Raw genomic sequence first — 11,807 nt, forward strand, 5'->3', positions numbered from 1 at the left:
CTTAAATCTTCAACAGTTGATAAAAAAGCTAATACTTCAGACATCCCTTTCTTTCGCCAGTTCAAATAAATGCAGGATTATACTGTTTATGTGACTAATTTCTAGTCATGAAAAGCCCCTGACACCCCAAGGGGTATTGAAATTACTAGTATCGACTATAACCGCCAAAAAATGGGTGTTAAGTCATTTAAACGACTTTGTCTGCATGTACCCGCAGATTGAATTGGAACTGGTTTTTTCCGAAGAAGATGAGGCTTTAGGACGGCCTGAATTTGATATTATGATTGGTTTCCCGGTAATCCCACCGCTGACTGAAGCTTTAAAATATCGAAAAATGTATACCATCAACAATATCTTATGTGCCTCTAAATCGTTTGTTGAACGTTATGGTCAACCTGTAATCGCTGAAGATTTACCGCGATTTAAAATCATTTCTCATACTTTGCGCAAACCCGCCCATTTTTTGACTCTCGCATCGGGTGAACAAATCTATTGCGGCAAACCCATTTTATATATGAATCAATTTTCTGCGCTTAACCAGGCTTGTTTAGATGGGGTGGGTATATTTTTAACGGGGGATAGCCTTGTGCAAACCTGGCTTGATTCAGGAGACTTAATTCAGTTACTCCCGCACTATGAGTTTCGCCAGCATGATATTTATATGTTTTATCGTGCTTATGATTATGAGTTACCCAAGATCCGAGTCTTGCTTGATTTTTTTACGGCCAAGCTATCTTCCTAATCTTAATTATACTATGATGCAAAAACCTACATTCTGTTAGGTATGTGTAATTTAGTTCATAAGATTTGTGCAATTTAATTCTTTTTCGTTTTAATGAGGAGCGAATATGCTAAGAAATACACACGGTCATCCTTCAACCCAAGCACCGGGTCATACAGTAATTACGGTTCCAGCGGTTCCTACTGCGACCGTTGTGGTCACTCAGGGCTCGCAACATCATGGCCATCATCATCATCATCATCATCATCATCATCACCATGACCATACCACTACTGTTTCTGCAATGCCGGTTTATTCTCAACCTAATCCTTATGCCGGTTTAATGTTCGCAGCCCCGGTTCATGGACATCATAGTAATCAACACCAACATCAACATCAACATGGCCCCTCACACCAGCACAGCCATCACAGTCCTTTCTAAGAAGAGCTTCTCGAGCTCACTTAGTTTATCCGCCGCTAGTCGGCGGAATTATTTAGAGTCCTATTCTGACAGCTCTTTCTTTCTCTAGGATTAGCACTGCTTTCTTTATTATTTCTCTACAACAAAAAACTACGTTATTATTGCCTTTTTCATCAACATTAGATTCTGATGCATTTTACTGATTACTTAATGACACCCGGCGAGCATAGCTTAACCCTTCAAGGGGTAGTTGGTCCTTTAGAGGCTGTATTATCTGTTCCAGAGACAATCACCACACCTTATGTGGCATTGCTTGGCCACCCTCATTCTTTACAAGGCGGCACTATGACTAATAAAGTGGTGACCACTTTAGGCCGCGTCTTTAAAGAATTAAATATCCCTTCTTTGCGGTTTAATTTTCGCGGGGTTGGCCAATCGTCCGGGGTTTATGATCATGGGGTTGGCGAAAGTGAAGATATGCTGCTCCTAGCCCAAGAATGGCAAAACCACCAAGAGGCCCGGTTTATTTTTGCCGGCTTCTCTTTTGGTTCCTATGTCGTTTATCGCACCGCCAGCCATTTTCCTAAGTCCATACTGATTAGCATTGCACCTCCAGTCCATCATTATAATTATAATGAGTTCCAACTAGACTTGGCTTCTTGGTTAATCGTCCAGGGCGATAATGATGAAGTGGTTCCTTACCAGCTGGTTGAGGAATTCGCTAAAAAGCATGTTCCTGAGCTTCCCTTGCTAACTTTCCCTGAAACAGGCCATTTTTTTCATGGGAAATTAATCGAGCTTAAATCACAATTACTCGCTTATCTTAAGCCGCAGGTTAATTTGGCATGAATTTATTAATAGACCACTATAATGCGGCCATCGACCGCGGGGAAATTAATGATGATCCCATGCAACGAGTCGTTTTGAATCAATTACAGCAATTAGTCACTGATTTAGAACAGACAAAATCATCATGGTTTTCTTGGGGGAAAAAATCAGTCAAGGGCGCTTATATTTATGGTCCTGTTGGGGTGGGTAAAACCTATTTGGTGGATTTGTTCTATGATTCTTTAGTTGAAAAAAAGAAAGCCCGCTTTCATTTCCACCATTTCATGCAACAAATTGATGCCCAATTAAGACGTCTGCAAGGCCAAAAAGATCCCTTACGCTTAATTGCAAAAGAAATTGCTAAAACAACACGCTTGTTATGCTTTGATGAATTCTTGGTGGACGATGTTGCTTATGCCATGATTTTAGCTGAATTATTACAAGCCTTAGTCCGGGAGGGGGTTATTTTGGTTATCTCTTCTAATACCAAGCCTGATGATTTGTATGCTAAGGGAGTGCAACGACAACGATTTTTACCTGCTATAGCCTTAATTAATAAAGAATGTGTGGTGATGCATTTAAATGAACAAAGGGATTATCGTTTGGGGCGCGAGCCCTTACTCAATGCCTATTTATATCCCTTAAATCAAGCAACCCAACAAAAAATGGAAGAGCAATTTGCTCTTTTAGTGCCCCAAGCGGAGGTGAATCAACTCATTAGCATTCAAAGCCGTGCCGTCCCCGCCCTTAAATGTGGCCCTAAATCTATTTGGTTTGCTTTTGAAGTACTTTGTAATTTCCCGCGTAGTCAATTGGATTATCTCGAGCTTGCTGATCGCTTTGAACACATTTTTATTAGCGGAGTTCCAAGTCTGACTGTGAATCATACTGCTCAAGCGATTATGTTTATCAATTTTATCGATGTGATGTACGATCGCGGAATCAAAGTGATTATTTCTGCCGCCGTGCCCATGGATGAATTGTACCTAAGCGGGGAAATGTTTGAATCCTTTAAAAGAACCTTAAGCCGGCTCAATGAAATGCAATCAGTGGATTATTTGAACCGCCATCCCCGTCGAGTGGTACATAATATTCTTGAGTGAAGAGAAGAGAAGGCTTTTTTAAATTCTTATTGCTTACAGATGACTCTTTCCCTTAAAAAATAATAATTTTCCTTAATTGAGAATGATTCTCGATTACATTTGTGTTAGAATTCACCTAATCGGCTTTATTTCTGTATTATTTTATGACGTATATAACTGAATTAGAACAAGGTGAGCGGGTGCGCTTAGTGGATTTTGGTGCAACCGAGCCCCAGTACAGACGAAAATTACTCTCTTTGGGGGTTACCCGAGGTGTTGAGTTTTTTATAGTAAGAAAAGCGCCACTCGGTTGTCCTCTGCAAATTGAAGTAAGGGGGACTGCTTTAACTTTACGCAAAGAAGAGGCCAGTCATCTACTCTTGGAGCGTGTATGACTCACTTATTATTAGTTGGAAATCCTAACTGCGGTAAGACCACTTTATTTAATGCCTTAACCGGAGCCCATCAACGCGTCGGCAATTGGGCTGGGGTTACGGTGGAAAAGAAAACGGGTGAATTTCAATTGGATGGCCGGTCAATCCAGATTACCGATCTACCGGGGCTTTATTCTTTAGCGGCCTATAGTACGGGGTTAAGCCAAGATGAGCAAATAGCAGCACAAGCAATAGTGACCCTCGATGCTGAGTGTATCATCAATATAGTGGACGCCTGTCATCTCGAGCGACATTTATATTTAACCAGTCAAATTTTAGAGTTAGGTAAGCCGGTTATTGTGGTAGTGAATATGATGGATGTAGCCGAGCAACGCGGTATTAACATTGATGTTGCACAGCTTTCCAGAGAGTTAAATTGCCCGGTGATACCCGTTCAAGCCCATAAAAATATAGGGATGCCCCTTTTATATGAGGCTTTAGAGAAACTTCCTAAGGATGCTTGCGCCTTAACTCTTGCCCTGAGCGATAAGGTTGAAGTTACTTTATCAGCCCTTGAAAAGGAATTAATAAATAAGGGGCATACGGAAAAACAGGCTTTTTATTATGCTCGTCGTTTCGCCGAAGGGGATGCTTTGCCGCAATACGAAGCCTTTTCTAGCCCAGAAGATGAATTAGACGTGGTGCTAGCTGACGCACGTTATCAAAAAATTCATCAAATAGTACAAGCAAGCCAAAAAAAACAAAGTGATGCCAGTGAACATTTCACCGCTAAATTAGATAAAGTGGTGCTCCATCGTTTTTTTGCCATTCCGATTTTTTTCGCCTTAATGTATTTGATGTTTTTGTTTGCAATTAATATTGGGGGTGCATTCCAAGATTTTTTTGATATCAGTACCAATACTATTTTTGTGGAAGGCAGTGCGTGGTTATTAAGTCAAATGCATACACCTAATTGGCTAATTGCGTTAATCGCCAATGGCATCGGTAAAGGCATTAATACCACGCTAACCTTTATCCCGGTAATTGCTGCGATGTTTTTCTTTCTCTCTTTATTAGAAACCTCGGGTTATATGGCCAGAGCGGCCTTCGTCGTCGATAAAGCAATGCGGGCTATGGGTTTACCGGGTAAGTCTTTTGTGCCCATGATTGTGGGCTTTGGCTGTAATGTCCCCGCTATTATGGCTGCCCGCACTCTCGATTCGGAGCGCGATAGATTATTAACCGTAATGATGAGCCCTTTTATGTCTTGTAGCGCCCGTTTAGCTATTTATGCGGTATTCGTAGCCGCTTTTTTCCCTAGCGGGGGCGCTGCTATTGTTTTTTCTTTGTATCTTTTTGGTATTTTGATGGCTGTTTTAACGGGGTTCCTTTTACGTAAAACTCATTTTAAAGGCGAGGCCTCGCCCTTAATCCTTGAGTTACCGGCTTATCATCGACCTACATTAAAGCGCTTACTAAAAGAAACCATGATGCGCTTACGTTTCTTTGTTTACCGTGCCGGCAAGCTAATTATCCCTATTTGTGTGTTATTGGGCGGCTTAAATGCGATTACCTTAGGGGGGGGGCTTAATTCTGGGGAGGCAAGCACCCAATCCTTGCTTTCTTTAATCGGCCAATGGCTTACTCCTTTGTTTGCTCCAATGGGAATAAGCCAAGATAATTGGCCGGCTACGGTTGGACTATTGACGGGGATGTTGGCGAAAGAAGTCGTGGTCGGCACTTTAAATTCTCTTTATGCGCAAATGGGGCATTTAAGTGAGGTTGCGACAGCTCATTTTGATTTTTGGGGTGGATTAAGCGGCGCTTTATGGTCTATTCCCCATAATCTAGCTGATTTAGGTCGAGCCTTAATCAATCCTATTGCGGCAAGTGCTGATGATAGTGAACTGTCGTCCTCCGTCTATGGGATGATGGTAGCGGGATTCGATGGCAAAATCGGCGCGTATGCTTATCTGCTGTTTGTCTTATTGTATATACCTTGCGTGTCTACTATGGCCGTGATTCGGCAAGAAGCGAATCGGCATTTAATGTGGTTATCGGTTATTTGGTCTTTTATTGTGGCCTATGCTGCTGCTGTTCTTTTTTATCAAACGGCAAACTTTTTGTTACATCCGGCGCAAAGTATTTTTTGGATTCTCACCATTACTTTGAGTCTATGGGGAATGATTTCTTTCTTTTATTTTAGTAACCGTAAATTGAGGGGCTATGATGTTATTGCAAATACGTAATTACATCCACCGTGAGCAAATAGTGAGCACTCAGCAGTTAAGTCGGGAATTTCATTTAGATTTGCCAGCTTTACAGCCCATGCTTGATATTTGGATGGCCAAAGGGGTAATCAGCAAATGTAGGCAAAGTCCTAGCTGTAAAAGTGCGTGTTTTAAATGTAAAGTACCTCCTGATTATTATCAATATATCGTTAAGCCATAAACTTAGCGCGTTGATATATTGCTTCTTCTATGTTTGGTTTCGGCCAACGAGGAAATCCTTAGCTTCGGTTAGGCTTTGAAGTTAAGGTCTTTCGGTGTTAAATGATTAAAAAATGAGCACCTATTTCCTTAACTAAATAATTTTACTGGTTATTTACACTTATTTACTTCATCTTCAGTGTCTGTTAAGGAAATATGAGCTAATATAGGACTATAAGCTTAAAATTGGGGTGTAATATGTCTGAGATTGAAATTGGTATCACTTCAGACGCAGGGAGTGAGTCTCCAGAGAATTCTAGTGAAGGATTAGAAGCCCGTAAATTAGAAATGCTCGCCGATCTAAATGATCCTGTTGCTTTAGTAGAGCGAGTCTATCAACTTTGGTGGAATTGGGCTGATTTTCATATTTACGTAGTTTCACCCCATATTGAAAGTATTTCCCCGCCTATAATTATTGAGCCTGAACAGATTTCAGATGATGAGGTGGAGTTTGTTTATTCTATCCAAGATAGGGGGGATAAATTATCTACTTCTAAAAGTGAAGATATGTTTAACGCCGGTAAATCAATGTGTAAATTATTTTATACCATTGAAAAAATGATTTCTATTTTAATTGAACGGCTAAAAACAGGTGGTATTGATAATGAAACTGAAGTGCAAATTGCTTTTGGGGGGCATCAAATCGCCCAAAGAAAAGCATTTGAATCCATCATCAATTTAAGTTACAACGTGGTAGTTACTAATTTTGACCCGGGCAAATGGGGCGAAGATTATCTACAAATTGTCAAACGTATTGCTGATAAAGGTTTTGGTTATCCCTCAGAAACGCCCCGCCAGCCTTATAAACAATCCCATAAATCACCTGGATCGAATGTAATACGTAATTAAGCTCTAGGATGAATTTTTTCGTCTTTGCGAACCAAGTGAGGCACTTTATATACGACCTTTCGTTAGTTTGCTTCGCCAAGGCTCGCTCGCAAAGACGAAATTTACCGGGATTGCAAATGAATTAAGTGCTTGCATCTTGGTAATGCTTCTAGTCTCCTGTCAGATCGGGGATATGGATAGGCCTTTAGGGCACTCATTGGTCAAAAAGATTGGTGCCATTGGATACTAAGGATAGGCTATCTATGTAGAGTTTACTTAAGTCTAAACCATTAATATTATCTTGTTGTACCTCCTCCCAATGCCCCGATTCATAAGCAATGACTAAATCCAAAACTTCTCCTAAAGCCCCGGCATGTTCAAGAAGAGCACTAGTAATATCCTCTGCTAAGGTTATTTTATTGATTAATTCAGCCATAGGCTTATTTAAAAGGCAATCCAGAATAGATAGTAAACCCGCAGTATAGGCTGATTGATAATTAATATTATTAGTGCTTACTTTGGCAATTTCCTGCGCCATATGTGCTCTAATTAAGCCTGATTCAAGAATTTCTATCGGTTTATCAGAGATATTTTTCATTGAAAAGAGCATGACCCAATTTTTTAAATTAATAAGCCCCAAGCGCGTGACTGCTTGTTCAATCGAGGTAATGGGGTTTCCGCCGGAAAAGGCTGCTGAATTAGCAAGGCGTAATAACTGATAACTCAGTAGTGGATCCGTTTGAATAATGGTGGAAATTTTTTGTAGATCACAATCCTCTTTTTGTAAGGATTGAATAAGTTGTAATAGGTTTAATTTGTTAGCAGCAATATCTATTTGCTCATCAAGCAGCGGCTTAAATAAAAAATCCCCGCAATAATAATCCATAATCATGTCTTTACATTGGGCAAAACTTAAGGGTTGGTCGAGGCCATAAGCAATCACTTTCCGCTGTTTTGCTTTGCTGTATTCAACTACCTTTCGGACGTTCGCCTGATTCATAAGTTGTTCGGTTAAACCAATATATTCAGCAAAATTTAACCAAGCCAGCTGCTGAGGGGTACTAATAAGCAGGGCTATTGAAAACACCGAATTTTGTACTTCCTCGGGGGAATACACTGCTTCGATATCTTCGGCGGCTAATTTTAAAATGACGGGATTTTGGATAGGGGGGACTAAGTGTTCAATTAACGCTTTGAGTTCAAAGGGAATAAAAAGAGGCAAGTCTGCATCGGCAGTGTTAATTAATTGCACTAAATGAGTTGATAACTCGTCATTTAATTCTTCTTGTTTAGGCGCTAAAATTTCAAAAGCAACGCATTTTAATTGATGATTGTATATTGGTCTTTTTACGATCATGAAGAACTCTTTATGAACTATCTATTAAAAATAATAGTACTTAATTTTTTAATTCGCTAGCTCATTAATTTTTTATTAACAACTTAACTTTGCTGGAGAAAAACGGAGTGCTATACTTCATTCGCCTGTCTTGAAATTGGGGTACTCTACGAGGTACTATCACGCCTTAATTAATGATTCACTGCATTTAATTGTGAATTTATTGAATTGGTTAGATAAAAAATTACCAAAATGGATTGTGGTAAGTAAAAATAGTTAGGAAAGATACTGAAACGTATTATTACACATTATATATCTAGAGGAAGAAACCAATAGTGAACAAGAAAAGACCAGTTAATCTTGATTTGGGGAGCATGAAATTTCCTCCTATGGCTATTGCATCAATATTGCATAGAGTTTCTGGAGTTGTTTTATTCATTCTTTTACCGGTTATGATTTTTCTTCTTGGACAATCCTTACAATCAGAAGAAACGTTTAATCAAATAAAAATAAAGTTGTCTGAACCCTATTATAAGTTCATTTTATGGGCTTTTAGTACCGCTTTAATTTATCATATTCTTGCGGGAATAAGACATATGATTATGGATCTAGGGTTGGGTGAAGATCTTTGTACTGGCCGCCGCACCTCCGTTTTAGTGATAGTGCTTGCGGTGATAGCGACAATTTTTCTAGGAATGTGGATATGGTAACGAATGTCACAAGTTTAACTGGCAATGGGTTAAAAGATTGGTTAATTCAAAGAGTGACTGCAGTCTATTTTGCAGCCTATTCTATCTTTGTATTTTGTTTTTTATTGGCACATCCTGGTCTAAATTTCTCACAATGGCATGACTTATTAGCCAATCCCATTTTTCGTATAGCAACGATTTTGAGTTTATTTGCCCTTTCATTGCATGCTTGGGTAGGGATTTGGACGGTCACTACAGACTACATGAAGTGTACTATTGTACGTTTATCAGTCCAAATGTTAGTTGCCCTATGGCTTTTCAGCCAATTTATCTGGGGCTTAATGATTGTGTGGGGGCAATAAAGCATGGCAATAGCACGTAATATTTTTGATGCAGTAATCATTGGTGCGGGTGGTGCTGGTATGCGCGCCGCATTAGAGATGGCTAATTCAGGTTTAAAAGTAGCTCTTTTATCTAAGGTATTCCCAACACGTTCACATACCGTATCCGCGCAAGGGGGAATCACCTGTGCTTTAGGTAATTCCCACGATGATGATTGGCGTTGGCATATGTATGATACGGTAAAAGGCGCTGATTATATTGGCGACCAAGATTCTATCGAATACCTATGTAAAACTGGTCCTGAAGCCGTTTACGAATTAGAACATATGGGCATGCCCTTTTCACGCATGGATAATGGAAGAATTTACCAACGACAATTTGGTGGGCAATCAAAAAATTTTGGTGGTGAACAGGCTGCCCGTACTTGTGCTGCTGCAGATAGAACAGGTCATGCCTTATTACATACTTTATATCAGCAAAATATCAAAGCTAAAACTCATATATTCAGTGAATGGTATGCCCTAGATTTTGTGAAGGATGGTTTAGGCCGGATTGCTGGGGTCACGGCAATGAATATTGAAACGGGTGAAGTAGTCTTTTTCCAAGCTCGCGTTTCGATTTTAGCAACAGGCGGAGCAGGACGTATTTATCAATCGACTACTAATGCCTTTATCAATACCGGAGACGGTTTTGGTATGGCCTTAAGAGCTGGCATTCCCTTGCAAGATATGGAAATGTGGCAGTTTCATCCTACCGGTATTGTTGGGGCAGGAACCTTAGTAACGGAAGGTTCTCGGGGTGAAGGCGGTTACTTAATTAATAAAGACGGTGAGCGTTTTATGGAGCGCTATGCTCCTCGGGTTAAAGATCTTGCTTCTCGGGATGTTGTGGCACGGGCGATGGCTTTAGAGATGCGCGCCGGGAAAGGCTTTGATCCTACAGGTGTAGATTATGTGAAGTTGAAATTGGATCACTTAGGAGCCGATTTGATTAAATCGCGTTTACCCGGCATTCGTGAGCTTTCGATTAAATTTGCTGGTGTTGATCCTATTGTTGAGCCAATTCCTGTCGTGCCTACTTGTCATTACAGCATGGGCGGTATTCCAACCAATATGCATGGACAAGCCCTGACTCGAATTAATGGTGAAGAGCATATCATTGAAGGTTTATATGCCGTAGGGGAATGTGCTTGTGTCTCTGTACATGGGGCTAATCGACTTGGTGGGAACTCTCTTCTTGATCTGGTCGTTTTTGGCCGAGCAGCGGGTTTGCATGTTGAAGAGCTCTGGCAATCTAACAATTTACCTGAGCTTCCCTACATTAGTGAAGAAGAGCTTGCGGCTTCAATGGCTCGTTACCAGCGGTGGGAAAATTCTAGCGATGGTGAAAATTTCGTGACTATTCGCGAAGAAATGCAGAAGGTAATGCAAGAAGATTTTGGTGTCTTCCGTACAGGTGAAGTAATGGCGTCTGGTTTAAAACGCTTAGAAGCCCTACGAGAGCGCTTGCAGCATGCGCATTTAAATGACAAGAGTAAAGTGTTCAATACAGAGCTGGTCTCAGCGCTGGAGTTGGATAATCTAATGGCGACAGCCTATGCGACCGCGGTTTCAGCGCTTGCTCGTACAGAAAGTCGTGGTGCACATAGCCGCGAAGATTTCCCCCAGCGTGATGATGCAAACTGGATTAAGCATACTTTATATTTTCAGGCAGGTGATGCGATTGATTATCGTCCGGTTAATAAATCACCTAAATATGTTGTGGCTTTTGAGCCCAAAGAACGCGTTTACTAAGAGGATCTATTCATGGTAGATACTAGAAATTTAACCTTATCTATTTATCGCTATAATCCTGAAGTGGATGCCAAGCCATACATGAAAGATTATCAGCTTACTATACCTGCTAAAAGCGATCCGATGCTTCTTACTTTACTAGAGCGCCTAAAAGCTGAGCAAGATTCAACTATTACTTACCGACGCTCTTGCCGAGAGGGAGTGTGCGGTTCGGATGGGATGAATATCAATGGTACTAATGGCTTAGCCTGTATTACTCATATTTCTCAGTTAAAGGGTGACAAAATTGTTATTCGCCCTCTACCTGGCTTTCCGGTTATACGCGATTTAGCAGTGGACATGAGCCAATTTTACCAACAATATGAACGCATTGAACCTTACCTACAAAATGATGAGGCAGCCCCTGCACGCGAGCGGTTACAATCTCCCGAAGAGCGCGCTCAATTAGATGGTTTATATGAGTGTATTTTGTGCGCTTGTTGTACCAGCTCTTGTCCTTCCTTCTGGTGGAATCCGGAGAAGTTTGTAGGACCGGCAGGCTTATTACAAGCGCGCCGATTTTTAGCGGATAGCCGCGATAAGGCTACAGAACATCGTTTGAATAAATTACAAGATCCCTTTAGTGTCTTTCGTTGCCGTACAATTATGAATTGCACGAATGTATGCCCTAAAGGATTGAATCCAACCCAAGCGATAGCTAAAATTCGTACACAAATGTTATCAAAAGAAACATAAGATAATAATTTATTGTGGCTAGAGCATATTGATGTACAATTAATTCGCTCTAGCAAATAAATGGACTAAAATTATAGGGACTTATAGTAATGCCAGCATACAGTGGCGTATGTGGGCATTTTTTTGTTGTTTAAATGCATTAAAATCAATGATGGTACTGTAAAGGCCT

General features: G+C 40.5%; 13 protein-coding genes. 12 read left to right on the top strand and 1 reads right to left on the bottom strand.

The features are described 5' to 3' along the window. Positions 1-136: 136 nt before the first annotated feature. The 8 genes from ELY15_RS03450 (at position 137) to ELY15_RS03485 (ending at position 6,764) form a co-directional block, all read left to right on the top strand. Entirely contained in the window at positions 137-742 is a 606-nt protein-coding gene (locus ELY15_RS03450) for a LysR substrate-binding domain-containing protein (RefSeq protein ID WP_158617408.1), read from the top strand. A 106-nt stretch (positions 743-848) separates the two neighbouring features. Then, on the top strand, positions 849-1,163 hold the full coding sequence (locus tag ELY15_RS03455) for a hypothetical protein (protein WP_127098257.1): 315 nt from the start codon (positions 849-851) through the stop codon (positions 1,161-1,163). 168 nt (positions 1,164-1,331) lie between these two features. Beyond that, on the top strand, positions 1,332-1,991 hold the full coding sequence (locus tag ELY15_RS03460) for an alpha/beta hydrolase (RefSeq protein WP_127098258.1): 660 nt from the start codon (positions 1,332-1,334) through the stop codon (positions 1,989-1,991). Further along, entirely contained in the window at positions 1,988-3,073 is a 1,086-nt protein-coding gene (zapE, locus tag ELY15_RS03465; protein WP_127098259.1) for a cell division protein ZapE, read from the top strand. Before ELY15_RS03460 ends, zapE begins: the two co-directional genes overlap by 4 nt. 143 nt (positions 3,074-3,216) lie before the next feature. Beyond that, on the top strand, positions 3,217-3,447 hold the full coding sequence (locus ELY15_RS03470) for a FeoA family protein (RefSeq protein ID WP_127098260.1): 231 nt from the start codon (positions 3,217-3,219) through the stop codon (positions 3,445-3,447). After that, positions 3,444-5,675: a Fe(2+) transporter permease subunit FeoB gene (gene feoB / locus ELY15_RS03475; protein WP_127098261.1), complete on the top strand. Its 2,232-nt coding sequence runs from the start codon at positions 3,444-3,446 to the stop codon at positions 5,673-5,675. Before ELY15_RS03470 ends, feoB begins: the two co-directional genes overlap by 4 nt. Then, positions 5,656-5,877, top strand: a complete 222-nt coding sequence (locus ELY15_RS03480) for a FeoC-like transcriptional regulator (RefSeq protein ID WP_127098262.1) — start codon at positions 5,656-5,658, stop codon at positions 5,875-5,877. Before feoB ends, ELY15_RS03480 begins: the two co-directional genes overlap by 20 nt. 236 nt (positions 5,878-6,113) lie before the next feature. Beyond that, entirely contained in the window at positions 6,114-6,764 is a 651-nt protein-coding gene (locus ELY15_RS03485) for a virulence factor (RefSeq protein WP_233586500.1), read from the top strand. Between the two features lie 193 nt (positions 6,765-6,957). Here ELY15_RS03485 and ELY15_RS03490 read toward each other — a convergent pair whose 3' ends face one another. Continuing rightward, positions 6,958-8,100 carry an EAL and HDOD domain-containing protein gene (locus tag ELY15_RS03490; protein ID WP_127098263.1) on the bottom strand — a complete coding sequence of 381 codons (1,143 nt, stop codon included), beginning with the start codon at positions 8,098-8,100 and terminating at the stop codon, positions 6,958-6,960. Between the two features lie 314 nt (positions 8,101-8,414). On the opposite strand from ELY15_RS03490, the gene sdhC reads away from it, so the two are divergent. Genes sdhC through ELY15_RS03510 form a run of 4 tightly spaced genes read left to right on the top strand, consistent with a single transcriptional unit; the run spans position 8,415 to position 11,638 of the window. After that, complete coding sequence (gene sdhC / locus ELY15_RS03495; protein ID WP_127098264.1) at positions 8,415-8,789, top strand: succinate dehydrogenase, cytochrome b556 subunit; 375 nt, start codon at positions 8,415-8,417, stop codon at positions 8,787-8,789. Further along, positions 8,783-9,130 carry a succinate dehydrogenase, hydrophobic membrane anchor protein gene (gene sdhD, locus ELY15_RS03500; RefSeq protein ID WP_127098265.1) on the top strand — a complete coding sequence of 116 codons (348 nt, stop codon included), beginning with the start codon at positions 8,783-8,785 and terminating at the stop codon, positions 9,128-9,130. Before sdhC ends, sdhD begins: the two co-directional genes overlap by 7 nt. A gap of 3 nt (positions 9,131-9,133) precedes the next feature. Further along, on the top strand, positions 9,134-10,903 hold the full coding sequence (gene sdhA / locus ELY15_RS03505; RefSeq protein ID WP_127098266.1) for a succinate dehydrogenase flavoprotein subunit: 1,770 nt from the start codon (positions 9,134-9,136) through the stop codon (positions 10,901-10,903). 12 nt (positions 10,904-10,915) lie between these two features. Continuing rightward, positions 10,916-11,638, top strand: coding sequence for a succinate dehydrogenase iron-sulfur subunit (locus ELY15_RS03510; protein ID WP_127098267.1), 723 nt, complete (start codon positions 10,916-10,918; stop codon positions 11,636-11,638). Positions 11,639-11,807 lie beyond the last annotated feature (169 nt).

Source organism: Legionella sp. km772, from assembly GCF_003989735.1.
Classification (GTDB): domain Bacteria; phylum Pseudomonadota; class Gammaproteobacteria; order Legionellales; family Legionellaceae; genus Legionella.

Bases quoted from the DNA above. Each gene is read 5' to 3' on its own strand.
- ELY15_RS03480 (WP_127098262.1), top strand. From the start codon at position 5,656: ATGTTATTGCAAATACGTAATTACATCCACCGTGAGCAAATAGTGAGC.
- sdhA (WP_127098266.1), top strand. From the start codon at position 9,134: ATGGCAATAGCACGTAATATTTTTGATGCAGTAATCATTGGTGCGGGT.
- ELY15_RS03490 (WP_127098263.1), bottom strand. From the start codon at position 8,100: ATGATCGTAAAAAGACCAATATACAATCATCAATTAAAATGCGTTGCT.
- ELY15_RS03470 (WP_127098260.1), top strand. From the start codon at position 3,217: ATGACGTATATAACTGAATTAGAACAAGGTGAGCGGGTGCGCTTAGTG.
- sdhD (WP_127098265.1), top strand. From the start codon at position 8,783: ATGGTAACGAATGTCACAAGTTTAACTGGCAATGGGTTAAAAGATTGG.
- ELY15_RS03455 (WP_127098257.1), top strand. From the start codon at position 849: ATGCTAAGAAATACACACGGTCATCCTTCAACCCAAGCACCGGGTCAT.
- zapE (WP_127098259.1), top strand. From the start codon at position 1,988: ATGAATTTATTAATAGACCACTATAATGCGGCCATCGACCGCGGGGAA.
- ELY15_RS03510 (WP_127098267.1), top strand. From the start codon at position 10,916: ATGGTAGATACTAGAAATTTAACCTTATCTATTTATCGCTATAATCCT.
- ELY15_RS03485 (WP_233586500.1), top strand. From the start codon at position 6,114: ATGTCTGAGATTGAAATTGGTATCACTTCAGACGCAGGGAGTGAGTCT.
- feoB (WP_127098261.1), top strand. From the start codon at position 3,444: ATGACTCACTTATTATTAGTTGGAAATCCTAACTGCGGTAAGACCACT.
- ELY15_RS03460 (WP_127098258.1), top strand. From the start codon at position 1,332: ATGCATTTTACTGATTACTTAATGACACCCGGCGAGCATAGCTTAACC.